General features: G+C 66.7%; 21 protein-coding genes. 5 read left to right on the top strand and 16 right to left on the bottom strand.

Annotated elements, in window-relative coordinates; genetic code table 11:
• Window positions 1-104 precede the first annotated feature (104 nt).
• Window positions 105-2,303, bottom strand: coding sequence for a TonB-dependent receptor (locus V9K93_RS08895; RefSeq protein ID WP_337302406.1), 2,199 nt, complete (start codon window positions 2,301-2,303; stop codon window positions 105-107).
• Window positions 2,304-2,542: 239 nt separating this feature from the next.
• Between V9K93_RS08895 and V9K93_RS08900 the strand changes: the two genes are divergently transcribed.
• Entirely contained in the window at window positions 2,543-3,157 is a 615-nt protein-coding gene (locus tag V9K93_RS08900; RefSeq protein ID WP_046986479.1) for a TetR/AcrR family transcriptional regulator, read from the top strand.
• 53 nt (window positions 3,158-3,210) lie between these two features.
• Window positions 3,211-4,323, top strand: a complete 1,113-nt coding sequence (locus tag V9K93_RS08905) for a DNA glycosylase AlkZ-like family protein (protein WP_226053478.1) — start codon at window positions 3,211-3,213, stop codon at window positions 4,321-4,323.
• A gap of 88 nt (window positions 4,324-4,411) precedes the next feature.
• On the opposite strand, the gene V9K93_RS08910 is transcribed toward V9K93_RS08905, so the two are convergent.
• From V9K93_RS08910 to V9K93_RS08930, 5 genes are all read right to left on the bottom strand, one after another.
• Window positions 4,412-4,690, bottom strand: coding sequence for a DUF3325 domain-containing protein (locus V9K93_RS08910; protein WP_046986480.1), 279 nt, complete (start codon window positions 4,688-4,690; stop codon window positions 4,412-4,414).
• Entirely contained in the window at window positions 4,687-6,297 is a 1,611-nt protein-coding gene (locus tag V9K93_RS08915) for a PepSY-associated TM helix domain-containing protein (protein WP_046986481.1), read from the bottom strand. Before V9K93_RS08915 ends, V9K93_RS08910 begins: the two co-directional genes overlap by 4 nt.
• Window positions 6,294-6,593 (bottom strand): DUF3649 domain-containing protein, encoded by a 300-nt coding sequence (locus tag V9K93_RS08920; protein ID WP_136637963.1) that lies wholly within the window; start codon window positions 6,591-6,593, stop codon window positions 6,294-6,296. The genes V9K93_RS08915 and V9K93_RS08920 overlap by 4 nt, the downstream gene beginning before the upstream one ends.
• Before the next feature lie 52 nt (window positions 6,594-6,645).
• Complete coding sequence (locus tag V9K93_RS08925) at window positions 6,646-8,823, bottom strand: TonB-dependent receptor (protein ID WP_337302407.1); 2,178 nt, start codon at window positions 8,821-8,823, stop codon at window positions 6,646-6,648.
• A 196-nt stretch (window positions 8,824-9,019) separates the two neighbouring features.
• Window positions 9,020-9,856, bottom strand: coding sequence for a siderophore-interacting protein (locus V9K93_RS08930; protein ID WP_295377149.1), 837 nt, complete (start codon window positions 9,854-9,856; stop codon window positions 9,020-9,022).
• A gap of 169 nt (window positions 9,857-10,025) precedes the next feature.
• Between V9K93_RS08930 and V9K93_RS08935 the strand changes: the two genes are divergently transcribed.
• Window positions 10,026-10,640, top strand: a complete 615-nt coding sequence (locus tag V9K93_RS08935; RefSeq protein ID WP_253078041.1) for a TetR/AcrR family transcriptional regulator — start codon at window positions 10,026-10,028, stop codon at window positions 10,638-10,640.
• Window positions 10,641-10,734: 94 nt separating this feature from the next.
• Here the strand turns inward: V9K93_RS08935 and V9K93_RS08940 are convergent, their stop codons facing one another.
• From V9K93_RS08940 to V9K93_RS08955, 4 genes are all read right to left on the bottom strand, one after another.
• The gene (locus V9K93_RS08940; protein WP_046983356.1) at window positions 10,735-11,661 is read right to left on the bottom strand and encodes an ABC transporter six-transmembrane domain-containing protein; all 927 of its coding nucleotides are present in this window, start codon (window positions 11,659-11,661) and stop codon (window positions 10,735-10,737) included.
• Between the two features lie 200 nt (window positions 11,662-11,861).
• Entirely contained in the window at window positions 11,862-12,938 is a 1,077-nt protein-coding gene (locus V9K93_RS08945; protein WP_337302408.1) for an ATP-binding protein, read from the bottom strand.
• Between the two features lie 3 nt (window positions 12,939-12,941).
• On the bottom strand, window positions 12,942-13,658 hold the full coding sequence (locus V9K93_RS08950) for a response regulator (RefSeq protein ID WP_208043489.1): 717 nt from the start codon (window positions 13,656-13,658) through the stop codon (window positions 12,942-12,944).
• Window positions 13,659-13,711: 53 nt separating this feature from the next.
• Entirely contained in the window at window positions 13,712-14,281 is a 570-nt protein-coding gene (locus V9K93_RS08955) for a hypothetical protein (protein WP_337302409.1), read from the bottom strand.
• 235 nt (window positions 14,282-14,516) lie between these two features.
• Between V9K93_RS08955 and V9K93_RS08960 the strand changes: the two genes are divergently transcribed.
• Both V9K93_RS08960 and V9K93_RS08965 read left to right on the top strand, forming a co-directional pair.
• On the top strand, window positions 14,517-15,698 hold the full coding sequence (locus tag V9K93_RS08960) for an efflux RND transporter periplasmic adaptor subunit (RefSeq protein ID WP_046983354.1): 1,182 nt from the start codon (window positions 14,517-14,519) through the stop codon (window positions 15,696-15,698).
• A 2-nt stretch (window positions 15,699-15,700) separates the two neighbouring features.
• Window positions 15,701-17,644 carry a MacB family efflux pump subunit gene (locus V9K93_RS08965; protein WP_337302410.1) on the top strand — a complete coding sequence of 648 codons (1,944 nt, stop codon included), beginning with the start codon at window positions 15,701-15,703 and terminating at the stop codon, window positions 17,642-17,644.
• Window positions 17,645-17,778: 134 nt separating this feature from the next.
• Here the strand turns inward: V9K93_RS08965 and V9K93_RS08970 are convergent, their stop codons facing one another.
• The 6 genes from V9K93_RS08970 to V9K93_RS08995 form a co-directional block, all read right to left on the bottom strand.
• Window positions 17,779-18,942 (bottom strand): M23 family metallopeptidase, encoded by a 1,164-nt coding sequence (locus V9K93_RS08970; protein ID WP_136637972.1) that lies wholly within the window; start codon window positions 18,940-18,942, stop codon window positions 17,779-17,781.
• 104 nt (window positions 18,943-19,046) lie between these two features.
• The gene (locus V9K93_RS08975) at window positions 19,047-20,756 is read right to left on the bottom strand and encodes a sensor domain-containing diguanylate cyclase (protein WP_046983351.1); all 1,710 of its coding nucleotides are present in this window, start codon (window positions 20,754-20,756) and stop codon (window positions 19,047-19,049) included.
• 116 nt (window positions 20,757-20,872) lie between these two features.
• The gene (locus V9K93_RS08980; RefSeq protein WP_136638063.1) at window positions 20,873-21,499 is read right to left on the bottom strand and encodes a DNA-3-methyladenine glycosylase; all 627 of its coding nucleotides are present in this window, start codon (window positions 21,497-21,499) and stop codon (window positions 20,873-20,875) included.
• 71 nt (window positions 21,500-21,570) lie between these two features.
• Window positions 21,571-22,530: a cation diffusion facilitator family transporter gene (locus V9K93_RS08985; RefSeq protein ID WP_337302411.1), complete on the bottom strand. Its 960-nt coding sequence runs from the start codon at window positions 22,528-22,530 to the stop codon at window positions 21,571-21,573.
• Between the two features lie 73 nt (window positions 22,531-22,603).
• Complete coding sequence (locus V9K93_RS08990) at window positions 22,604-23,029, bottom strand: AprI/Inh family metalloprotease inhibitor (protein ID WP_136638064.1); 426 nt, start codon at window positions 23,027-23,029, stop codon at window positions 22,604-22,606.
• Window positions 23,025-23,669 (bottom strand): TetR/AcrR family transcriptional regulator, encoded by a 645-nt coding sequence (locus V9K93_RS08995; RefSeq protein ID WP_046983349.1) that lies wholly within the window; start codon window positions 23,667-23,669, stop codon window positions 23,025-23,027. Before V9K93_RS08995 ends, V9K93_RS08990 begins: the two co-directional genes overlap by 5 nt.
• Between the last annotated feature and the right edge of the window lie 20 nt (window positions 23,670-23,689).

The following is a 23,689-nucleotide window of genomic DNA, read 5'->3' on the forward strand; positions in this document are numbered from 1 at the left end:
ATGCTGGTGATCCTCAACGCCCGCAAACGGGATGCGGAGGCCCAGATGGCCTCCGCCTGACAAGACAGTTGCTACAGTACGCCCACGCCGCCCATGGATGCCTTTCAGAAATCCATCGTGGCCGACAACAACACCGTTCTCGGTGCCCCCAGCGCCAGGCTGGAAAGCAACGGCATGCCCCAATACGCCTTGTTGGTCACGTTGTTCACGCTCGCTCTCAGGGCAAGCGGTCGTCCGGCCACGGTGGTGCTGTAGCGCGCACCCACATCGAACAAAGTGCGCCCAGGTACCGACAGGCTATTGTCTGCGCTGATGTACTGCTTCGACATGGCGGTGGCATTGCCGGTCAGGGTAAAGCCCTCCAGTGCAGGCACATCCCATTCCACGCCCAGCTTGGCCTGCCGCTGCGCAACCGCCGTGGCCATGCGGCCTTCATTCACGCCACCGGCCGTGCGGGTCAGCTTGGGCTGCACATAGGCCATGCCACCCAGCAGGCGCACGCCATCCAGCGGTGAGCCGAAGAAACCCCATTCCACGCCGCGGTTCCGTTGTTCACCACCGAACGAGAAGACATTCGTGACCGGGTCGGTGTAGCTGCTCGGGCGCTTGATCTCGTACACGCTGAAGGTGTGCGTGAAGCTGCCAAGGTCCAGTTTCAGGCCGAGCTCCTTCTGCTTGGTGCGGAAAGGCGCGAACACATCGCCGGCGTTGGCAGCAGTCATCGGCGCGGTGGCGCCCTGGCTGAGGCCTTCGATGTAGTTGGTGTAGATCGAAAGCTTATCGGTGGCCTTCACCAGCAACGCGGCGGCAGGGGTGGTGGCGCTCTCGTCATAGCGTGAGGTGCGCGCACCGCTGGCCACGTTGAAGGTCTCGCTGACCACCTGCTGGCGACGCACGCCCAGCGTCAGTTGCGCGCGGTCATCGGCGAAGGACAAGGTGTCGGCGAAGCCGAGGCTGTCCAGCCGCAGCTCGGTGTGCGAGATATGCGGCGCCACGAACGGCGCGGCCGGGCCCCACACCGGGTTGTACAGGTTGGTGGTCCAGTCCCAGCCCGGCACGCTGCGGCGGCCGTAGTCGTTCTGGGTGTGCTGGTAATGGGTCACGTTGGCAGCCCACTGGTGGCCGACGCTGCCGGTACGGAAGCTGCCGCGCAGGCCAGCATCACCGGACTGCTTCTTGATGTCGAACGCCAGCTGGCCGATCACGGTAGTGAAGTCACCGGCTGGGTTGAGGATCTGCGCGCTGATCGATCCGTTGTAGCGGTAGTCGGTCTTGCTGGTGCCGTAGGCCAGGTAGGCCATCAGGTTGTCGATGATATCCAGCTCGCCACGCAGCATCGCGCCCTTGTCCTGGCTGTCCACGTAGGCCCAGTCCGGGTTGATCAGTGTGTCGCCTCGCGGCGGGCGGGGAATGGCGACGCCCGGTGCCAGGCCGACACCACGGGCCGGGCCGTCGACGCGGTCGTCGGCGCTGTACAGATCGGCCGACAGGCGGGCGCGCTCGCCGCGCCAATCCAGCGCCAGCGAGCCCAGCTGCACCTTCTTGCTCTGCTTGCCCACTGCACCGTCGCCATCACGGTAAGCGCCGTTGAAGCGGATGCCGAACTGCTTGTCGGCGCCCAGACGGCGGCCCACATCCACATGGGTGCCGAACTGCGCATCGGAGGCGAAGTTGGCGCTGATCCGCAGCAATGGCTGGTCATCCGCACGCTTGGGCACCAGGTTGACGCTGCCACCGACCGAGCCGCCCGGCGGCATGCCGTTGAGCAGGGCGGACGGGCCCTTCAACACCTCGATGCGCTCGAACATTTCCGGTGAGGTGCGGTAGTACGGCGCGATGCCGCTGAGGCCGTTGAAGGTGGTGTCGCTGCTGCTGGAGGCGAAGCCGCGGATGGCGTAGTTCTCGCTCCAGGAACCGGTGACGCCGTTACTGAACACCGTGGGGTCGGTGGCGGCGATGACGTCGGTGAGGTCCTTGGCTTGGCGGTCGCGGATGAAGGCTTCGGTGTAGCTGACCGTACTGAACGGCGTATCCATGAAGTCCTTGTCGCCGAGCAGGCCGACGCGGCTGCCAGAGGCCACCTGTCCGCCGGCATAGTCGCCGGTCACCCGGCGCTGTTCCTGCACCTGCACCGAAGGCAGGGTGGACGGCGTCGACTCGGCCAGCGCGGCGAACGAGGCCAGCAGGCCCAGTGCCAGGGCCGACACCCGGTAGCGCTGGGCCATGCCCGGCGGATGCATCAGAACGCGGGTTGCGTCTGCCGCTGCGCGCCGCAGCGGGGAGGGAAGGTGGTACACGGTCATGCCAGATTCCTGTGAATCGCAGGTGCGAACGCGCCTGGCGCGCTGCAGATGGCAAGCACGGGGGTGGGCGCAGCGCAGGGTTGTCGGCTGGGTGGGAACCTGGCGGGAAGTGAGCCATGGGCTCGATTGCGGACGGCGGCGGGGTTGCGAACCAGACGCATTCCGAATTAGTTGAGTAAGTTAAACTAAATTACATGAAGCGGACAAGAGGGTCCCTTTGCTGGCACCCTCGCTACGGTATGAGCATGCAACCTGAGATCCCGGCGCCGGCCCGTGGCCGCCCGCCTACCATCACCCCCGATCGGCTGGCCGACATCGGCATCACGCTGGGCCTGCCGAACCTGACCATGGCCAATGTGGCCGCCGAGCTGGCGGTGACCCAGGCCGCGCTCTACAAGCGCGTGGCCAATCTGGAGGCCTTGAAGCGGCTGGTTGCCGATACGGTGTTCCAGCGCTGGCAGATTCCGCGTGCGTCTGCCGATGCGCCGGGTGGGTTGCAGGCCTACCTGCTGGGGTTCGTGGAATCACTGTGCGAGGTGGTGAAAGCGCACCCGGGGTTGCCGCCTTACCTGCTGCGCCGTTCGGTGGCGACCACGCCGATGCTGGAGAAGATCGCCTCGCACCAGGCGCATGTGGCCGAGGTGTTCGGCCTGCCGCTGGACAAGGCGCGCTGGTTGCTGGCCACGATAGCGTTCTACTGCATTGCCGGTGCGGATACGGTGTACGGGCTGGTGGATGACGAAACCGAAGTGTTGACCGGCCGCCGCGTGCAGGACGAGGAAGTGATCGCCGAATTCAAGCAGGGTATGCGTGCGCTGGTGATAGGTTCGCTGGAGGTATTGGAGCTTCGGTAGATCCACTCCATGCGTGGATGCCGTCGCACGGTTGGCCAAGGCAGCATCCAGGCATGGCGTGGATCTACAATGCGGCCATGCCTGCCACGCCCACTCTCGATGATCTGCGCCGCCATGCGGTGGCGCGCACGCTGTTCAAACCCACCACGCTGATGACCGCGATCCGGCGCCTGGGCTTCGTGCAGGCCGACCCGATCCGCGCGCCGGCACGTGCGCAGGACCTGACCCTGCGCCACCGGGTGAAGGACTATCGCGCCGGTGATCTGGAGCGCCGTTATACGCGCCTGCCGGTGGAAGAAGATTGCCTGGTGAACTACGGCTTCCTGCCACGCGAGCATTTGGCGCTGATGCACCCGCGCGTGTCCAAGCGCGAGTGGGACGCCGAGACCCATCGCCGCGCGGCCGACGTGCTGGCCTTCGTGCGCGAGCGCGGCAGCGTGCACCCGCGGGAGGTGGATCAGGCGTTCGCGCATGGGCGGGTGACCAACTACTGGGGCGGCACCAGCAATGCCAGCACGCACCTGCTGGATGGCATGCATTACCGTGGCCTGCTGCGCGTGCAGCGGCGCGACAGCGGCACCCGCATCTACGCCGTGGCCGACCACGCCGAGGCAGATGCCAGCGAGCAGGCGCAGATTGAACGCGCCGCCGCCCTGATCGATCTGGTGGTGCGCAAGTACGCGCCACTGCCGTCGGCCAGCCTGACCTATCTGGTGCGCCTACTGGGCTATGGCGCACCGCATCTGGCCGAGCAGACCCGGCAGGCGTTGATGCTGGCCAAGCACCAGCTGGCCAGCTGCACGCTGGACGGCACCACCTGGTACTGGCCGGCGGACGAGAACCCGCGCTCGCACCGGCATGCGCCGGACGAACAGGTGCGCCTGCTGGCGCCGTTCGACCCGGTGGTGTGGGACCGCCGCCGCTTCGAGCTGCTTTGGGGCTGGGTGTACAAGTTCGAGGCCTACACGCCTGCGCCGAAGCGCCAATACGGCTACTACGCGTTGCCGATGCTGTGGCACGACCAGGTGGTGGGCTGGGCCAATCTCAGCGTGCGCGACGGTGAACTGGCGTCCAGCGTGGGCTATGCCGGCAAGTCGCTGGCTCGCGACCGCGTGTTTCGTTCCGCGCTTGAAGACGAACTGCAGCGCATGGCGGCTTTTCTGTAGAGCCGAGCGACGCATTGATGCCTGTCGGTCTAGGTAGTCGCCAACCTTGGTTGGCGTCGCTTTCACCGGTGCCCACCAAGGTGGGCATCTACCGATCCCGCCGCCCATGCGCCACCATCGCCACCACCACAACACCTGCGGCCACGCTGGTGTGCCCGGACAACGCGGCCAGACCGAAACCCACTCCCAGCCCGCGCATGGCGAACACGGCACTGAACACCAGCAGCGCCCAGCCGACCGCGCGCAGTTTCTCGGTCGCCTGCGCGCTCAACACACGGCGCAGCACATCGCGCTGATGGCGCTCCATCGCCAGCGCCAGACAACCGAACGCGGCCAGTGACAGCACGAACAGAATGACGTGGATCATGCGCTGGCCTCGGAAACCGCATTGCGTGACGCTGCAGACGGCCGTGTGCGCTTCACCTTCGGTGCATGCCGCCAGGTGCGCCAGGCCAGCAGCGTGTGCAGGGCGGCCAATGCCAGCAGGGTCAGGTCGGTCCCGGCAAAGGCCCAATCGCCTGCGGCCAGCGTGCGCCACAACGGATGTGCCGTAGTCATCGCCGTCAGCACCGGCAGCAGTGCAAGCAGCAACGCCGCCAGCAGGAACTGTTCGATCCACGCTCGCTTGGGTGTCCGCAGCGTGGCGTGCACGAACATGGCCGCCCAAGCCAGGAAGAACACATGCACCTCCCACGCCGCGCGACCGTCCATGGCAGTGGGCAACAGGCGGTTCGCCCACAGATAGGCCGCCATCGCCACCGACAGGCCGGCGACGGTGGCGATGTTGAGACGCTCGACCAGGCGGAAGCCGAAGTAGGGGCGCTGCGGATCGGGCAGCTGCGCACGGCGCTTGACCGTCCATAGCACCAGCCCGGTGCCGACCATGGCGGTGCCGGCCAGGCTGACGATGAAGTACAGCCAGCGCAGGGCGGCATCGGCGAAGCGGCCCAGGTGCAGACCATACAGCACGCCCTGTGTATCGGCGGCGACGCCCGAGTGCTCCTTGACCTGCAGCAACTGCCCGCCGCTGCCGTCGAACAGCAGATAGTTCGGTGTGGTGGAAACACGGCTGGACTGCGCACGCACCACGGCCACGAGTGCGTTCTGGTCGCCGGGGTTCTGCACCTGCACGCTGCCCACCGATCCGGTTCCCCAGCGCTGCTCGGCCTGTTGCACCAGTGCGCCGACGTCGGTGAGCGGGGCAGGCTGGCCAGCGGCTTTCTGCGGTGGCAGGAACAGGCGCATCTCGCTGACCACCTCGGCCTGCTGGCGCTTGTCAGGCAGTTTGGCCAGGCCCCACGGCATGTACAGCACCGCCAGCATCACCAGTCCGCTCCAGGTGATCATGAAGTGGAACGGCAGGCCGAGCACCGAGAGTGCCGCGTGACCATCCAGCCACGAGCGCTGGCCCTTGCCCCAGCGGAAGGTGAAGAAGTCAGCGAAGATCTTCTTGTGGGTGATCACGCCGCTGACGATGGCCACCAGCATGAACATCGCGCACAGGCCGACGATCCAGCGACCCCACATCGCAGGCATGTAATGCAGGTTGAAATGGAAGGCATAGAAGAAGTCGCCGCCGCCGGTGTCGCGTGCCTGCAGCGGCGCGCCGGTGTTGGCATCGAACAGGCCCGAGTCGAAGCCATGCCGGCCACGCCCACCCGGGCTGGCCCACATCGCCGACACCCATGGCATGCGCGTGCTCGGCAGGCCGAGGTTGATCTGGCTGGCCGCTGGCGTGTCGGCCATGATCGTGGCGACGGTGCGCTGCGTGACGATAGCGGCATCCGGCAATATAGACGGCGTGGCGATTTCCGGGCGGGTATAGCGCGAGAGCTCGTCGCGGAAGTAGCTGGCGGTGCCGGTGAGGAACATCGCGTACAGGATCCAGCCGGCCAGCAGCCCGACCCAGATATGCAGGTCGGACATGGTCTGGCGGATGCCGCGTGGCTTCGGGGTGCGATCGACCTTGCTCATGCAGTGCCTCCGTTGCCGACCGTCTGTGCAACCAGCCACAGTGGCAACGCGGCGACGATCAGGCCCAGCCATGCGCGCCAGGCCGAGCGCACCGCGAACACCCAGACTACGGCGCCCGCATACAACAGGAAGCTGGCCAGCATGCCGGTGAACACGGCCTGGCGGCCATCGATGGGCAGCGCCAGTGCGGCGATGCTGCACAGCGCGGCCAGCACATAGCCGCCGAACAACGCGGCGAGGATGCGTGAGACCAGCGGCAGCCAGGCCAGCACGACGGTGGTACGGAAAACGCTCACATCACTTCTCCGGGGCGCCACGCGCGATGGCGTGGCGCCCGTGCATCAGGCATCAGAAATCGACGGTGGCCGACAGCACGGCGGTGCGCGGCGTGCCCAGCCCGGAGCCGAGGCTGCCTGCCCAGTACGCCTTGTTGGTGAGGTTCTGCACGGTGGCGCGCAGCACCAACGGGTGACCGGCGGCCTGCAGTGCATAGCGGGCACCGAGGTCGAACACGGTGCGGCCGGCCACCCATTGGCTGTTGTCGGCATTGATGTAGCCCTTGGACAGGCTGACTGCATTGCCGGTGAGGGTGAGGCCCGGCACGGCCTGCACATCCCACTCCAGGCCCAGCTTGCCCTGCCACTGCGGGGTGGCGGTGGCCAGGCGACCCTGGTTGATGCCGCCCTGGGTACGGGTCTGCTTCGGCTGCAGCCAGCCGATTCCGCCCAGCACACGCAGCTGTCCGGTGGCCTGGCCGAACACGGTCCATTCCACGCCACGGTTGCGCTGCTGGCCGCCGAACGAGAACACGTTGGTGGCCGGGTCGGTGTAGGAGCCGGGCTTCTCGATCTCGTACACGCTCAGCGCACTGGCCAGGCGACCGAAGTCGAACTTGGCGCCGACCTCGCGCTGGCGGGTCTTGTACGGTGGGAACACTTCGCCGGCGTTGGCTGCGCTGACCGGGGCGGTGCTGCCCTGGCTGAGCCCTTCGATGTAGTTGGCGTACAGCGACAGGCGATCACTGGCCTTGAACAGCAGCGCGCCGGCCGGAGTGTTGGCGCTGGTGTCGTAGCGCGACGTGCGCTTGCCAGTGCTGCCGTCGATGGTATCGCTGAGCACGGTCTGACGGCGGATGCCAAGGGTCAGCTGCACGCGGTCATCGATGAAGGACAGCGTGTCGGCGATACCGAAACTGGTGGTGCGGACTTCGCCGGTCTTCGGCAGCGACGCATTGCTGAAGCTGCGGTCGATGGCCGGACCCCACTGCGGATTGTAGATATTGGTCACCCAGTCCCGGGCCAGCAGGTTGCGTTGGAAGCCGAACTTGTAATCGTGGTGGTACCAGGCGGCGCTGATGGCCAGTGCATGATCGACCGGGCCGGTGCGGAAGCTTGCCGACAGCCCTGCTTCGGCGGTGTCCTTGCTGTAGATGAAACGCTGGTGGGCGAAGTTGTTGCGGAAGTCGCCGGCGGCATTGGTGATCAGCGTGGTGCCGCTGGCGACGGAATCGAAATCGGTATGGCCGTGGCCGTAGCTGGCGTGCGCCTGCAGGTGATCATTGATGTCGAACGACCAGCGCAGCGCGGCGGCCTGGTCCTTGACGGTGCTGAAGGTCCAGCCCGGTGCGAACAGCGTGCTGGCCTTCGGCGGGCGCGGCACGGCCAGGCCAGGTGCCAGCGAGACACCACGGTTGAGACCATCCACGTGGTCGCGGCTGCTGAACAGGTCCAGCGATACCTGCGAGCGCTCGCCGCGCCAGTCCAGGCCGAGCGATGCCAGCTGCGCCTTGTGCTGCTGGTGGTCGGTGGCGGTGTCGCCATCGCGGTGCACGGCATTGAGGCGCATGCCGAACTGCTTGTCCGCGCCGAAGCGGCGGCCGATATCCAGATGGCCACCGAACTGTGCGTCGCTGCCGTAGCTGGCGGTGAAGCGGGTCAACGGCGTGTCGCCGGCACGCTTCGGTACAAGGTTGACGCTGCCGCCGACCGAGCCGCCCGGCGGCATGCCGTTGAGCAGCGCGGACGGACCCTTCAGCACCTCGATGTTCTCGGCCAGTTCCGGGGTGACCCGGTAGTAGGGAATCAGCCCGTACAGGCCGCCGAAGCCGATGTCCGAGGAGGCCACGCCGAAGCCACGGATGTTGAAGTAATCGGTGATGCCGCCACTGGAACCGCTGTTGTAGACGCTCGGGTCGGTCAGCGCGATGACCCGTACCAGATCCGGTGCCTGGATGTTCTCGATGAATTCGGCGGTGTAGCGGGTGGTGTTGAACGGTGTGTCCATGAAATCGAGGTCGCCGAGCAGGCCGACACGGCTGCCGCGCGTCACCTGACCACCGGCGTAGGCATCGGTAGGCGCGGTCTTGTCGGCGCGTACGTTCACCGTGGGCAGCTGGCGGGCGCCATCGGGCGCGTCGTTGGCGTGGGCGGCAGTGGCGATCAGCAGCGCAGGCAGCATTGCCGCGCGCGCGGCCAGGGACAGCGCGGTACGGCGCGGGAGGGGCAGGGTTCGGGCGGGGAGGGACATGGCGGTTCTCGTCGTGGTGGGTCGTGCGATCGGCCAGCACGGCGCCGTCGATGACCTGCACGGGCAGGACGACGCGGGCTGTGGAGTGGCTGGCAGAGGGCACGGCGCTGCCGCTGGGGCAGTGCTGCACGCGAGGTGCGTGGGCGATCTGTGGCTGGGTGGAGCGAAGCGCGGAGCGCGGGTGCTGCGGGGTGGATCAGATATCGTCGGCGAGGTCGTCGAGGTCCTGCAGGCCACCGCCGCGGGCCAGCACGCGCTCGTAGTTGCGGCGGCGGCGCTGGTCGGTGTCGGTGGTGGTCTCGCCACGTTTCCAGTAGCCGGCAACGGCGACGTCGGTGCGTGCCAGGCCGACCGCTTCGATGAAGTGGCGGCGCAGGGCGCGCATTTCCTCGCGTTCGCCGGCCGCCCAGACGGTGTTGTTGGCGTCCGGGTGCAGTCTGCGTGCCTGCTGCAGCAAGGGCGCATCACCGGTGGCCAGGCGCTGCACGCAGACACCATCGATGCGGGGCAGCTCGTCTACCGGGAAGGGATCATTCGAGGCGATCCAGGCCTGCGCATGCAGACCGGCCGGCCATTGCTGCAGCAACGCAGACAGGGCTGGGATGGCGCTCTGATCAGCGAACAGGAGAGCGCTGGCACCTTCACGCTGCGGCACCTGCAGATGCGGGCGCGGCCCGGTCAGATCGAAGGCATCACCGGGGCGCAGCGCACGTACCCAGGCCAGCATCGGTCCTGGTGCTTCGTGCAGCACCACATCCAGCGTGAATCGGCGCGTGTGCGCGTCGACGCAGCGCACGGTGTAGATCCGTGACACATCGCCGAAGGCGGCGCCGAGCTGGATGCGCACGGCAGTGTTTGCGCGCTGCCACGGCGCGAGGGCTGCCAGCTCCGGCAACTGGACCACGAGGCGCAGCAGGCTGGCGCATGGCTGTGCAACCGCGACCACCTGGACCTGCAGCGCCTGCAGGCCGCGATCATGGTCGGCACTGCGTAGCGGTCCGGCCGGGGGGATTGAAGTGGGAGACGCGGACATCGACAACGATCCTGGGCACTGCGAATGCGAATTAGTTACATCATAGTAAACTAAATTGATCAAGTCGCAACCCAGGCCTGTCCAGCGGCCACGGGATGCGTTGACCATCGCGTCGCCGCGGACCACCATGGCAGCCCTTGCCCGCGCATCGCGCAGGAGCCGTTACCGCATGGCTGCACCGAAAAAGACCGCCACCCGTGGGCGACCGCCCACCATCACCCGCGACCGCATCGCCGACGCCGGCATTGCAATGACGCTGCCGGGGCTGAGCTTCGTGGGCGTGGCGGCGGCGCTCGGGGTGAGCCACATCGCGCTGTACAAGCATGTGGCGAATCTGGCGGCGCTGCGCGAGCTGGTGGCCGAGGCGATCTTCGAGCGTTGGCAGGCGCCGGCGCTGGATGCCGCTGGCCGGCGCAGCATCGAGGAGGACCTGCGCGCATTCCAGCGCTCACTGCGGGCGCTGGTGGATGCCAATCCGGGCCTGGCGCCATTCCTGGTCAGCCACGGCGCGAAGACGCCGGAGATGCTGGCCCGCATCCAGCGCCACCATGCCGAGTTCAGTCGTGCACATGGCCTGCCGCTGGAGCAGGCAGCGTGGTTGCTGTCGACCGTGGCGTATCACGCCGTGGCGTTGGCCGACACCGTGTACTCGCGGAATGCGGTGGTCGATACGTCGCGGCGGCCACTGGATAGGAAGGCACAGCAGGCCGAGTTCGACCGCAGCATGGAGGCATTGATCATCGGTGCGTTGGCGATGTGCGGACGCACGGCAGCCTCTGGGTAACCCCTCAATCCTGGTTGGCACCGTTGCCCCGGTAGTCGCCAACCTTGGTTGGCGCCGCGATACATCGTTGCCCACCAAGGTGGGCATTTACCGGTCAAGCGGCATCTTTGCGCTCCGCATCGTTCATCCCCGGGCTGACGCGGCGGCCGATGTCCTTCAAGCGCGCCAGCTGATCCACCATCGACGGTGCATCGTCCAGGCTGCCGACGAACGTCCACAGGTAGGTCATCACCGCGTACACATGACCCGGCGTCACACCGTCGGTGGTGGCGAGTCGGCCGATGGTCACCGCGAACAACACCGCCGCCGCCGCGCCAACCACCACGAAGGCCCCAGCTTCGCGATCAGATAGCAGGATACGCAGCCGCGACAGCGTGGTGTAGTGGCGACGCAGCACCGAGGGGCTGACCCGGTCAACCAGTCGGATTTCATGTTCCAGCCGGTTGTTCAGGCGCCCATGCAGCTGCTCGTTGCGGCGTGCGAACGACGGCATCAGCAACACTGCGCCAAGCAGTGCGATCAGGCTCGCGGCGCCCACCAGCGGTTCGATCACCAGCAGCATCACCGCCGCACCGAACATCGATACCAGCGCGGTGGCGATGATCGGCACGTGCTTCTCGAAGAAGTCGACGAACTCGCGGGCCAGCACCACGCGTGCGGCCGAGGTGGAGGTGGCGTGGCCCAGCCTGCGCTGTGCCTGCACCACATTCACCGCCAGGTCGGCATAGATGCGGGTGAAGGTACGGGTATCGACCGCACGGCGGGCGGCACCGACCAGCCAGAACAACAGCACGACGCCGGCGTACGAGATGGCGTGGCCGATGTCGCCGCGGATGATCGCGTCCACCGCGAAGCCGGCAAACAGCGGATACGCCAGCAGCAGCGCGTTCTCCAGCGCCACCAGCGAGAACGTGCCGGTGAGCTGCCACGGGTAGGTGCGCAGGATGGCCTTGAGGGTGGCGGCCGCGTTCTGCTGGCCGATGCTACCGGCGGCGGCCGCCGGATCGTGAGGGTGTTTCATGGGGATGCCTGGGCAAGGTGGAGACAGGGCAGGGGGCTGGATACCTGCCGCCTCCCTGGTCACGCCCAGTATCGGCAGCCCTTTGGAGCGGGCATGGAGGGACGATGGAGATTGCGTGGAGAAATCGGCGCCGTTCAGTGATGCGAATGCCCACCAAGGTGGGCCGCTACCAGAGCAGCGTCTGCCGCAACGTTGCGCCCTCAACGACGTGCATGCACCGGCCAGCGGATCTCGAACGAACTGCCGCCACGTTCGGTGGCCCGGCACTGCGCGGTTCCGTGATGGGCCACGGCAATCGCACGTACTACCGCCAGGCCAAGCCCGGAGCCACCGCTCTGCCGGGAACGCGAGACATCGGTGCGCTGGAAGGCCTCGAAGATGCTGTCGCGCAGCTCGTCCGGCACGCCGGGGCCGCCGTCCTCCACCGCTACGGTGCAATGGCCTTCGGCCAGGGTGACGGCCACCCGCAGCGGACACGGAATGGCATGCCGCCGCGCGTTCTCCAGCAGTGCCAGCACGGCCTGGCGGATGCGTGCGGGATCGCAGTCGGCCAGTGACGGGCGCGCATCCAGGGTTACCGAGAAGCCACTTTCGGTCAGCGCTTCGGACATCGCTTCCACCACTGCCGCCACCTGTACGCTGACATCGCTGCGCTGCAGACGAAGATCCAGATGACCACTCTCGGCCAGGCTGACCACGCGCAGGTCCTCGATGATCCGGGTCAGGCCTTCCAGCTGGGTGAGCATGCTGTTGAACTGTTCCGGGCCCGGCTCGAATACCCCTTCGGCAATGCCCTGCAGGCGGCCGCGCAGGATGGTCATCGGCGTGCGCAGTTCGTGCGCGATCGCGGCGTTCCAGAACACCCGGTTCTCGGACATCCGGCTGAGCCGCTCGGCCATGGAGTTGAAATCGCTGACCAGCGTGGCCGCTTCGGTCATCGAGGTGTCGCCGCCGCGTGCACGTGCCTCCAGATCACCGCTGGCGACCCGGCGCAGGCTTTCGGCCACCGAGTTCAATGGCGTAATGATGCGGCGGGTCAGGCGCGAGGCGACCAGCGTGGCGAAGATGACGACAACGGAGGCGGTCAAGCCGATCCACAGCCACTCCAGCCCCGATGGCATGATGGTTTCCGGCTCGTCGTACCAACGCGGATAGAACACTTCCATCAGGTAGTAGAACAGGTAGAAGCCGCTGATCGACAGCACCGTCGAGCACAGCGAGGCGACCGTGATGGACAGCGTGATCTGGCGGCCGATGCTCTTGCCTTTGGGGTTCATCATTCAGTCCAGGAAACGGTAGCCAACGCCACGGATGGTGGCCGGAATGCCGATGACGCCGACGTCTTCCAGCTTGCGGCGCAGTTTGCTGACGTGGCTGTCCACCGTCCGTTCCTGCGCATCGCCCTCGGGCAGGCAGTTGTGCAGCAGATCCAGCCGGCTGTGCACCTGGCGCGGTGCGCGCGCCATGTGTACCAGCAGGCGGAACTCGGTGAGCGTGAAGGTCAGTGCGTGCAGTTGCTCATCTGTGCGCACGGTCACCTCATGGCTGCGCAGGTCGATCTCGAACGGTCCCTGGCGGATCACCCCGCTGGGCGCATCGCTGGGTTCTCTGGCACTCCGCCGCAGCACCGCCTGGATACGGGCGACGATCTCGGCCGGATTGAATGGCTTGGCTACATAGTCGTCGGCGCCGACGCGCAGGCCGGTCAACTTGTCCACGTCCTGGTCGAGTGCGGTGAGCATGATCACCGGCGTATTGCCACGCCTGCGCAGTTCGCTCAGCACCTGCCATCCATCCATTCTCGGCATCTGCACATCCAGCAGCACCAGATCCGGGCGTAGCTGGCGATGACTGGCCAGGGCTGCCTCGCCATCGACCGCGCGGACGCTGCGCAGGCCGGAACGCGCCAGGTACGCACCAAGGATGTCGGCGATCTCGCCTTCGTCTTCGGCAATCAGGACCAGGGGCGCCTGGCGCATGCGGGTATCGGGTTTCATTGCGTGATGCGGCTTTGGAAAGTGAGCAGGTGAGGGCGATGTCAGTGGAGAGGTCATCGTCGGCGTTCCATGGCCTGTGCTTCCTCGTTGGCGGCCCAGGCCAGCGTGGCCAGCACCAGCGTGCGACGCAGCGACGGCGCCAGCGGCCGCCCTTCGCGCAGATCCCGCGCAGCCAGGGCGGATACCGCTGCCGACAAACGGGCCCAGCGTGATGCCATGTCGGCCGCATCCACCCGTGCCTGCAGGCGGGTTGCCATGCGCAGGATGGCGCGCAGGCGGAGCGTCATCTGGGTGGCGACCAGCAGGGTGGCGAGGGCGAGCAGCAGATGCAGCGTGGCACCGGCGGCGGTTGGCTTCGGCTCCGACCAGATTGCCAGGCCGATCAGCGCCAGCGAAGCGGGCGATCCGAGGCGGCTCGCGTGGCCTGGCCCATCGCTGCGGAACCACAGCAGGGCGGTAGCACCGAAGCCTGCCAGCAGGGGCGCTAGCACATGGGGACTGGCCAGCATCCAGGCCGTGGTCGATGCCAGCACCAGGGCGAGCAGCCACAGCGAAGGTGCGCACCAGGCCAGGTAGGCGCGGCGCACATCGATCGACGGCAGGTCTGGATGGGGACGGAGCACGGTGGGCAGGCAGTCGGCAAGTTGCCGAGGCTAGCCGCCATTGATGGAGACTCGGTCGAGATTGTGTCGAGATTGCGTGGACACGGATCGCCTGGTTCAGCCGGCGGCGGCGTGCCTGAACGGCTGCCGGATCTCCATGCAATCTCCACAGTGGCTCCAAGAAACGTCCACCCCTGGCTTGCAGACTGCGGCCTCAGCGGTCGCACTGGGTGGCCGCCCGCAGCCGGGCGTTTCGATGAACAACCGCAGGATCTGGACCATCGCCGCAGCCGTGGCTCTCATTGCGGGTGCCGCAGGCTGGTGGGCCTTCGCAGACAGCGATGATGCCGCGTTGATCACCGCGCCGGCAAGAGTGGCGGATCTGGAAAAGACCGTGCAGGCGGTGGGCCGGGTCAACCCGAAGGAGCTGGTGGCGGTGGGCGCGCAGGTGTCCGGCCAGGTCAAGCGCCTGCATGTGGTGCTGGGCCAGCGCGTACAGGCCGGCGACCTGATTGCCGAGGTCGACTCGCAGCCGCAGCGCATCGCCCTGCGCAGCGCTGAAGCGGCCACCAACACGTTGCGTGCCCAGCATGCGGCCAGCCAGGCCCGTTACGCCCAGTCCAGCCGTGTCTACGAGCGGCAGTCGCAGCTGGTGGCGTCACGCCTGGTGTCACAGGAAGGTTTCGAGGCCGCGCGGGTGGCACGTGATACGGCGCGCTCGGAGATGGCCGCGCTGCAGGCGCAGATCGACCAGGCCGTGACCCAGGTCGAAACCGCACGTATCAACCTCGGCTATTCCCGCATCGTCTCGCCCAGCGACGGGTACATCGTCGCTATCGTGACCAAGGCCGGGCAGACGTTGAACTCGATGCAGACCACGCCGACCATCGTGATGCTGGCGCAGATGGATACGATGACCGTGCGCGCCGAGATCGCGGAGGCCGATGTGGAGCTGGTCGCGCCCGGCCAGCCGCTGTGGTTTTCGACACTGGGCCCGAGTGGCCGCCGCTACGAATCCCATCTGCAGCAGCTGGAGCCTGCGCCGTCGACGATTGCCGATATGGCCGGCAGCAGTGCGGGTGGCTCGGCGCAGACGCCCAAGGCGGTGTACTACGCCGGCCTGTTCGATGTGGCCAATCCGGGCCTGAAGCTGAAACCGTCGATGACGGTGAAGGTCACCCTGCAACTGGCACGCGCTGCCAACGCACTGCAGGTGCCGTTGACCGCATTGACCGAATCCGAAGGCAAGGACAGCAACCGCGGCACGGTGCAGGTGGTCGATGCAAAGGGCCGCGTCACCGAGCGTGAGGTCAGCACGGGTTTGCGCACCGCGACGGCGGTGCAGATCCTGTCCGGGCTGAAGGCAGGCGAGAACGTGGTGGTCGGCCAGGCGCCAAGCGGCGCTGAGCCGGAAGCTGCCAGCCTGTTGGGGATCTGAGCATGGCCGATGCTCTGCTGGAACTGCATGGCGTATCGCGCGCCTATCGCTCGGCCGCCGGTGAAGTGGTGGTGCTGAAGGATGTCTCGCTGCGTATCGACGCCGGTGAGTTCATCGCCATCATCGGCCCGTCCGGTTCGGGAAAATCAACGTTGATGAACATCCTCGGCTGCCTGGACCGGCCAACCGAAGGCAGCTATCGCGTGAACGGCGAGGCCACCGAGCAGATGGCGCCGGATGCGATGGCCCGGCTGCGCCGCGAGCACTTCGGCTTCATCTTCCAGCGCTACAACCTGATGGAGAACCTGAGCGCCACCGAGAACGTGGCATTGCCGGCGGTCTATGCGGGCGTGGATGCAGAGACGCGTACCGCGCGTGCCCGCGGGCTGCTGGAAACGCTGGGCCTGGGCGAACGCACCGCAAACCGACCGAGCCAGCTGTCCGGCGGCCAGCAGCAGCGCGTGTCGATCGCGCGTTCGCTGATGAACGGCGGCGCCATCGTACTGGCCGACGAGCCGACCGGCGCGCTCGATCACGCCAGTGGCCAGCAGGTGATGGCCGAACTGAAGCGCCTGCATGGACAAGGCCATACGGTGATCCTGGTGACCCATGACGCTGCAATTGCCGCGCATGCCGGCCGGGTGATCGAGATTGCCGACGGACGTGTGGTCGCCGATCGTGGTGACAGGGCGCCGGTGTTGACGCCCGCTGCGTCCATCGCCGAACGCGGTCCGTCCCTGACTGCCGAGCGCCGGGCGCGCCTGGACGCGGTACGCGAGGCCGCCCGGATGGCGGTGCGTTCGATGCTGGCCCATCGACTGCGGACCTTGTTGACGATGCTCGGCATCATCATCGGCGTGGCCGCCGTGGTGACCGTGGTCGCGCTAGGCAAGGGCGCGCAGGCGCAGGTGGAATCACAGATCAATGAACTGGGCGCCAGCACACTGGAGATATTCCCCGGCGCCGATTTCGGTGACCCGCGCTCGGCGGAGATCGAAACGCTGGTGGTGGGGGATGCCGACCATCTGGCCGCGCTCAGCTACGTGGACAGCGTCAGCCCCAATCTGACGGGTTCGGTGGCAGCACTGCAGGGCAGCCGTCGTGCCAACACCCAGGTGCAGGGCGTGGGCGCGGACTTGCCGCGCGTGCGCGGGCTGCAGCTGAAGGCTGGGCGCTTCTTCACCGATGCTGAAGTAGATGCGCATCGTGCCGTGGGCGTGGTCGATCAGAAGGCGGCCAAGGCGCTGTTCACCGGCAACCCGATCGGCAGTACGGTGCTGTTGGGCGGCATGCCGGTGGAGGTGATCGGTGTGGTCGGCGCCAGCGCCTTTGCCGGCGGTGCGACGCCCACGGTCTACGTGCCGTATACCTCGGCGGCCTCGCGGCTGCTGGGCAGCCAACGGCTGGAGAGCATCACCGTGCGGGTGCGCGACAACGTGCCGACCACCGCCGCCGAAGCCTCGCTGGCTGCCGAACTGCAACGGTTGCATGGGCGGCGGGATTTCTTCATCTACAACGCCGATCAGATTCGCAAGGCGGTGATGAAGTCCAGCCAGACCATGGCGGCCCTGGTCTCCGCCATTGCCGCGGTGGCGCTGGTGGTGGGTGGAGTTGGGGTGATGAACATCATGCTGGTGTCGGTTAAGGAGCGCGTGCGCGAGATCGGCGTGCGTCTGGCAGTGGGTGCGCGGCAGGGTGACATCCTGCGCCAGTTCCTGATCGAAGCGGTGCTGATCTGCCTGCTCGGTGGTGTGCTGGGCGTACTGTTCGCGTTCGGTGCGGGAGCGCTGTCCAGCCTGCTGTCGCTGGGCGTGCCGTTCCTGTTCACGCCGGGGCCGGTGCTGGCTGCATTGGCGTGTTCGTCGGCGATCGGGCTTGGCTTCGGCTACTTCCCGGCACGCAGCGCCGCGCAGCTGGACCCGATCCAGGCACTGGCGGCGGAGTAGGGCCGCACCCGCTGCAGGACATTGTAGAGCCGAGCCTACGCTCGGCTGTTCTCCGGCCAGACCAGGATGAACCCTGCGCTGCGCGCAGCAAGCCGAGCGTGGGCAGGAGCATTCCCGGCAGCAGAGTGGGTGTGTCAGCGCGGCGGAAAGGCAATGACGATGTCGTTCAGCGGCAACTGGTTGTCGCGCGGCACGGTCACGCCGGGTTTCCAGGCGTCACCTTGGCCGAACAGTTGTGCCTCGCTTTCAGGGCCGAAATCGTCGAAGGACTGGAAGACATAGGGAATGCCTTCGGACCCTTCGAACGTGGGCTTGTTGGAAAGCTGGAAATGCAGGTGTGGCGCAGCGGAATTGCCCGACTGTCCCAGCTGCGCCAGCACCTGTCCCCGTTGGATGCGTTGCCCGGGTCTGACCTTGACGCTGCCTGCGCGCAGGTGGGCGTAGCTGGCGAAGACATCCGGCGCGATTTCCACCACCACGTAGTTGCCGAACAAGCCGTCGGCGGTCAGTGACGATGGCTCCGGTTGTGCGGTCAGTGGGGCATGCTCCGGCTGTCCGTCGCGGGTGGCGCGGACGATGCCATCGGCCACGGCCAGCACCGGTGCCGCATAGCCCACCCAGTCCGAGTGGCGGGTGTGCTGCAGATCCTTTGTACCGGGCCGCAACGCGCGGCCTTGTGCGTTCACGCCGACCAGATCGAGGGCGAAGCGCTGTGGAATGGTCAGCTCACCATTGACCGCAACCAGGCTGCCCCAATGGTGCGACTGCGCCGCGCCCGGTCCTTCATGCGCGAGCCAGCGGCCACCCTGCAGCGGCGGTCCCACGGCCAGCACTGGCGCAGGATTGACCTGCACGCTGGCGCCATCCAGCAGCACGTTGCCGTGGTGCTCGGTGCCCAGCAGCATGTGGTGACGGAGGGTGTGTGGAACGGGCGCGCCGGGTGGCAATGACAGCCACAGGAAAACCACCAGCCGCTTGCCGGGCGCAATGCTGAGGGCCACATCCTCGGCCGGCATCGGCCGAACCCAGCCGCGCAGGGCGGGGCCGTCCAGCGTCAGCAGCGATGTTGCAGCGTTGTCGGCGAACACCTGCAGCGACTGCGGCTGCAGCGCGCCGGTATCGCCGTAGAAATTGGTGATGTGCAGTTCATAGGCCAGATGGCGCAGGCCGTCGCTGCCGATGAAGGGCGCTGGCGCGAAGGGCACCCTCGCTTCGACCGGTGCAGGGGCTGGCGCCGCCAGTGCGAGCGAAGGAAGCAGCAACAGCAGTAGCAGGACGAAGCGGATGCTGCGGGTCATGCGGGTTCCCCCAGGGGGCCGTTGGTGCCCGCTGACGAGCATAGCGCTACACCGGGGCCACAGACGTACGGGCAGGTTCGGCAAGCCGGCAGCTGCGGCCGATATCAGGCCGACGGCCGGGGATGCCTGCGCACACGTGCCCGCTCGCGGTACAGCCGGCTGTCGGCGCGCTGCAGGGTGTCGGCCACCGTCTCGCCAGGTGCATGGTGGGTCGCGCCCAGCGAGAAGGGCGTGGGTGACTGCCCGGCGTGCTCCGCATACCACTGTTCCAGTGCGGTCAGCCTCCCCGGTTCCGGGCCGGTCAGCACCACCATGAACTCGTCGCCCCCCATCCGTACCACGTTCTCCGCCGCACCCAGCGGAGAGCGCAGGAAGGCGGCGAACTCCACCAGCACCGTGTCACCTCGCGCATGGCCCTGGCTGTCGTTGATCTGCTTGAAATGATCAAGATCGAACATCAGGCAGGCCCATGGCCGCTCGCCCAGTTCGTCCAGGCGGGGCAGGAAGCGGCGGTTGTAGCTCTGGGTGAGCGGGTCCTTGAAGGACATTTCACGCAACTGCTGTTCCTGCATCCGCAATGCGGTGACGTCCTGTGCATGGCCGAGCACGTAGGGTGGATTGGCTTCGCTGTCGAGCACGTTGTGGTAGGCCCAATAGTGCCGGGTTCCATCGGCAGCGATCAGTTCGATGACGCCGGCATCGGTGTGGTTGACCGTGATGCGCTCGAGATAGGCCTTGAAGGCGGCGCGCTTCTCCGGCGGCATCAGGTCACACAGGCTGCGCCCGATCATCTGGCCTTCGTCGAAACCCAACGACTGCACTGCCGCCGGGTTCACCGACGTCAGCGTGCCATCCAGCGTATGCGTACAGATCAAACCCAGGCTGTAGTGGAACAGACGCCGGTAGCGGGTTTCGCTAGCTTCCAGCGCATCCAGTGCGGCGCGCTCCTCGGTGATGTCCTGGATGGCGCCGACCAGCCGAGGGTGACCATCAACCTGCTGCCGGCCACCGACGACCCTCGTCCAGATGGCGCGTCCATCGGCGGTCGTCATCGGCAATTGAACCTCCCACGACGTGCCTTCCTCGATGCAGCGCTGTACCGCTGTGCGGATGATGCTGCGGCTGTCCTCGCGGTAGAACGAAAGCGCGGTGTCGAGCGTGGGCTCGAAGTTGCTGCGCACGCCATGGATCTGTTTGGTTTCGCGCGTCCAGCGCACTTCGTTATTGACCAGGTCCATCTCCCAGCCGCCTACCCGCGCTGCGCGGTTGGTGCGTTCCAGGAAATCCTCACTGCGTTTCAACTCGCGGTGCAGAGCCTTGGCCTGGCCGACCTGGGCCATCAAGGTGCTGCGCTGTTCCAGTACCTGGGTGGTGACCCGCGCCAGATGCACCATCAGTTCGCGCTGTGAGGGCGACAGTACGCCCGGCATCGGATCGAGCAGGCACAGTGTTCCAATGCGAGCGCCGTGCGCCGAGCCCAGCGAGATGCCGGCGTAGTGGCGGATGCGTGGGCCGCCGGTCACCAGCGGGTTGGTGGAGAATCGCGGATCCTGGCGCGCGTCCGGAACTTCGAACAGCTCATCCTGCTGGATCGCATGCGTGCAGAAAGAAATCTCGCGTGCGGTCTCACTGACACCTTCCAGCCCGATGTTGGCCTTGAACCACTGGCGCTCGTCGGCTACCACCGAGATCAGTGCCATGGTCATGCCGGTGGCGGCACGCGCGGCGGCGACGATCGCATCGAAAACCGGCTCTGGCGGAGTGTCGAGCAGATGCAGACGGTCGAGTTCAAGCAGTCGTTCGGCTTCGTCCATGGCGCGTTTCAGGGCTGGGGTGGCGAGGGCGGCTTCGGCGGCTGTCAGGCACTACGCTAGTGCGTAGCGCGTTATGTATCGCCAGCGTCGGGTGATGCCGATGTGACGCGCCTCGGTCAGCGTTTGCGAAGCGCGCGCGAGGGGCGTACCGAAACGTGACGGTGGTCGCGAACGTGCCAGCGCCAGGGAAAGTCCACCGCACGTGTGATACCGATGCGGGGCCCGACGACCGGGTCGAGCGGCGGTGCGGTGCCGTCGCTGGCAATGATGATCCCTTGGTTCCCGGTCACCAGATCCGCGCCATCGAAGCCGCGGTCCAGTCCGAAAGCCTGCGAGAGCTTGCCGGGGCCGCTGGCCAGATCGTGATCACGCCTGGCCGCCGGGCGCAGTTCGTGCATCCGCTCCAGCCCCGCCAATGGCTCGGCGGCGCGCAGCAGGACGGCGACACCTTCGCCGATTTCACCGCAGACAACGTTGCTGCCCCAGTGCATGCCGTAGGTGAAGTAGACATAGAGATGGCCGGCCTCACCAAACATGCTGGCCGTGCGTGGGGTCTGCCCACGATAGGAGTGCGCGGCTGGATCCACACTGCCGGCATAGGCCTCGACCTCGACGATGCGCGCCGCGCGGCCATCGTCGCGGACCAGCAGCTTGTTGAGCAGCTCAGGGGCAACGTCGGTGGACGGGCGCTGGTAGAAGCGGCGGGGAAGGATCTTCCAGTGATCGGGCAACCAGTCCAGCACGGCGGTGGCAAGCTCTGCAGGAGGAGTCTGCAGTGTGGCGGCGATCAGGTGAAGCCGTTGCGGACGCTGCGTCAATCCTGCCGGGGAGATGCTGCCAACGCCGCACTACGGGCGGCATGAACCTCCGGTGTCTGCGGCTTGATGAACAGAGCTACCAGCTCCGGGTACTCGCGCTTCACGGCGGTCTCGATACGGGTGATGCAGGCCTCGATCTGCGGCGTACGGCGGTCATCCTCGAACTCTGCACTGAGCATGGCCACGACCTGCTCTGGTCCCATCTGCATGGTGGTCACGCCGTTGGCACGGCGCAGGTCCGGATCGGCTTCGGCCACGGCCATGATCCGCTCCGCGACCGCGGGATGGGCAGGCTCACCTACCAGCAGCCCTTTGGTTTCGCGTGCGAGTAGGAAGGCCGTAGCCGCCAGCACGCCAGCAATACACAGGGACGCCACACCATCGAGAACGGGCAGGTCCAGCAACTGGGCGGCGACCAGACCGATCAGCGCAAAGCCAAGGCCGAGCAGCGCGGCGCTGTCCTCCAGCAGCACGGTGAATGTGGAAGGATCCTTGCTGCGGCGGAAGGCTTCGAAGTACCCGAGCGTGCCCTTGGTCCGGCGGAACTCACGCAGCGCCACCCACCACGATGCACCTTCGAACAGCATGGAAATGCCGAGAACGCTGTAGCTCAGCGCATGGTTGGTGGCGGGTTCCGGTCGGCGGATATGCTGGATGCCCTCGTAGGCGGAGACGCCAGCGCCGGCAGCGAACACCAGCAGGGCAACGATGAAGCTCCAGAAGTACAGTTCGCGCCCGTAGCCGAACGGGTGCACCGGGTCCGGCGACTTGCTGGCGCGATGCAGGCCATAGAGCAGCAGCAGCTCATTGGCGGTGTCGACCAGCGAATGCACACCCTCGCTGAGCATGGCCGAGCTGCCGGAGATGCCCGCAGCGATGAACTTGGCTACAGCGATAGCCAGGTTGCCGGCCAGGGCGGCGTAGATGACAAGACGGGAACCGGTGGGGGCGGACATCGCGCAGGCGGTAACGGGCGGTGCGGATCATCTTCCGCGCCCACCCGTGCCCACGGTGTGCAGGGCTGGCGCGTCAGCGTCCTGTGGGGTGGAGATACAGCCGCGTGCCGTCCGATTTCAGCGCGCCCGACCAGCGGCCGCCACCTGATGTGTGAAAGCGGCCGAACACAGTATTGCTGGTGTCGGTCAGCAGCAGCTCATCGCCGGACAGCACCCATCGATTGGCCGGGAAGAAGCCATCCCGACAGCCAGCCGGAACATAGGCGCTGTAGCCGCCGAACCATTCACTGTTCCGCAGTTCGATGGTACAGGTGCTGCCGTTTTCCTGGCCCAGGGTCCAGCGGCCGAACAGGTCGTCGTCGCGGACGTCGCGATTGCGATGGCGGCGGTTCTCTCGCCACCACTGGTCGCTATCGTCGTGGGAACTGAACGAGACCTCTGTCTGCGAGCGTTGCCGACGAGGTGAGGGATCGTGTGAGGATCGGCGGTACGCCTCAATCCCCCATCACCCGCCCGATGGCGTCGGCCAACAGGGTGCGAACCCGTGCCGCAGGCAAGTCCGGATCGCGCACGGCACGCATCGCCAGTCCTTCCACCAGAAGCCGCAGCAGCAGGGTTCGGCTGGCAATCCGCTCTTCGTCCACGACGCGGCCCAGGCTGACGTCGCGCTGCCGCAACCACGCGTGGATGGCAGCGCTGGTCTGCCTGTCATGGGTACGCAGTACCTCGGCCAGCATCGGGTCGCGATGCGCCTCGGCATTGATCTCCGCATACAGTGCCACGCTGGCGATGGCGTTGCCGTGGATCGGCAGCACTTCGCCGCGTGCCCATTGCTGGTAGCACTCCAGCAGGCCGTCCACCAGGTCCGATGCTGCCGGCATCTCGCTGATCGAGGCCTGGTCGTGGCGCAGCTGGCGCTCGATCAGCGCCAGGATCAAGGCCCGCTTGTTGGCGAAGTAGCGGTACATCAGCCCTTGGCTGATCTCAGCTTCGGCGGCGATGTCGCCGATCGAGCCGGCATGGAATCCGCGGGTGATGAAGCACTTCTGGGCGGCATCGAGGATGCGCCGGCGCTGGGCTTCGGCATGGGCGACAGCAGGGTCGTTGGCGGATACGGCTACGGCGGCTTTCGGCGTCATTGCGAGAGGTAGGAGCGTCC

It is taken from the genome of Stenotrophomonas sp. CCNWLW162, assembly GCF_037203745.1.
Taxonomy (GTDB): domain Bacteria; phylum Pseudomonadota; class Gammaproteobacteria; order Xanthomonadales; family Xanthomonadaceae; genus Stenotrophomonas; species Stenotrophomonas maltophilia_AQ.

Coding starts and splice junctions, on each gene's coding strand:
- V9K93_RS08895 (WP_337302406.1), bottom strand. CDS start 2,303: ATGACCGTGTACCACCTTCCCTCCCCGCTGCGGCGCGCAGCGGCAGAC.
- V9K93_RS08900 (WP_046986479.1), top strand. CDS start 2,543: ATGAGCATGCAACCTGAGATCCCGGCGCCGGCCCGTGGCCGCCCGCCT.
- V9K93_RS08905 (WP_226053478.1), top strand. CDS start 3,211: ATGGCGTGGATCTACAATGCGGCCATGCCTGCCACGCCCACTCTCGAT.
- V9K93_RS08910 (WP_046986480.1), bottom strand. CDS start 4,690: ATGATCCACGTCATTCTGTTCGTGCTGTCACTGGCCGCGTTCGGTTGT.
- V9K93_RS08915 (WP_046986481.1), bottom strand. CDS start 6,297: ATGAGCAAGGTCGATCGCACCCCGAAGCCACGCGGCATCCGCCAGACC.
- V9K93_RS08925 (WP_337302407.1), bottom strand. CDS start 8,823: ATGTCCCTCCCCGCCCGAACCCTGCCCCTCCCGCGCCGTACCGCGCTG.
- V9K93_RS08930 (WP_295377149.1), bottom strand. CDS start 9,856: ATGTCCGCGTCTCCCACTTCAATCCCCCCGGCCGGACCGCTACGCAGT.
- V9K93_RS08935 (WP_253078041.1), top strand. CDS start 10,026: ATGGCTGCACCGAAAAAGACCGCCACCCGTGGGCGACCGCCCACCATC.
- V9K93_RS08940 (WP_046983356.1), bottom strand. CDS start 11,661: ATGAAACACCCTCACGATCCGGCGGCCGCCGCCGGTAGCATCGGCCAG.
- V9K93_RS08945 (WP_337302408.1), bottom strand. CDS start 12,938: ATGAACCCCAAAGGCAAGAGCATCGGCCGCCAGATCACGCTGTCCATC.
- V9K93_RS08950 (WP_208043489.1), bottom strand. CDS start 13,658: ATGAAACCCGATACCCGCATGCGCCAGGCGCCCCTGGTCCTGATTGCC.
- V9K93_RS08960 (WP_046983354.1), top strand. CDS start 14,517: ATGAACAACCGCAGGATCTGGACCATCGCCGCAGCCGTGGCTCTCATT.
- V9K93_RS08965 (WP_337302410.1), top strand. CDS start 15,701: ATGGCCGATGCTCTGCTGGAACTGCATGGCGTATCGCGCGCCTATCGC.
- V9K93_RS08970 (WP_136637972.1), bottom strand. CDS start 18,942: ATGACCCGCAGCATCCGCTTCGTCCTGCTACTGCTGTTGCTGCTTCCT.
- V9K93_RS08975 (WP_046983351.1), bottom strand. CDS start 20,756: ATGGACGAAGCCGAACGACTGCTTGAACTCGACCGTCTGCATCTGCTC.
- V9K93_RS08985 (WP_337302411.1), bottom strand. CDS start 22,530: ATGTCCGCCCCCACCGGTTCCCGTCTTGTCATCTACGCCGCCCTGGCC.
- V9K93_RS08995 (WP_046983349.1), bottom strand. CDS start 23,669: ATGACGCCGAAAGCCGCCGTAGCCGTATCCGCCAACGACCCTGCTGTC.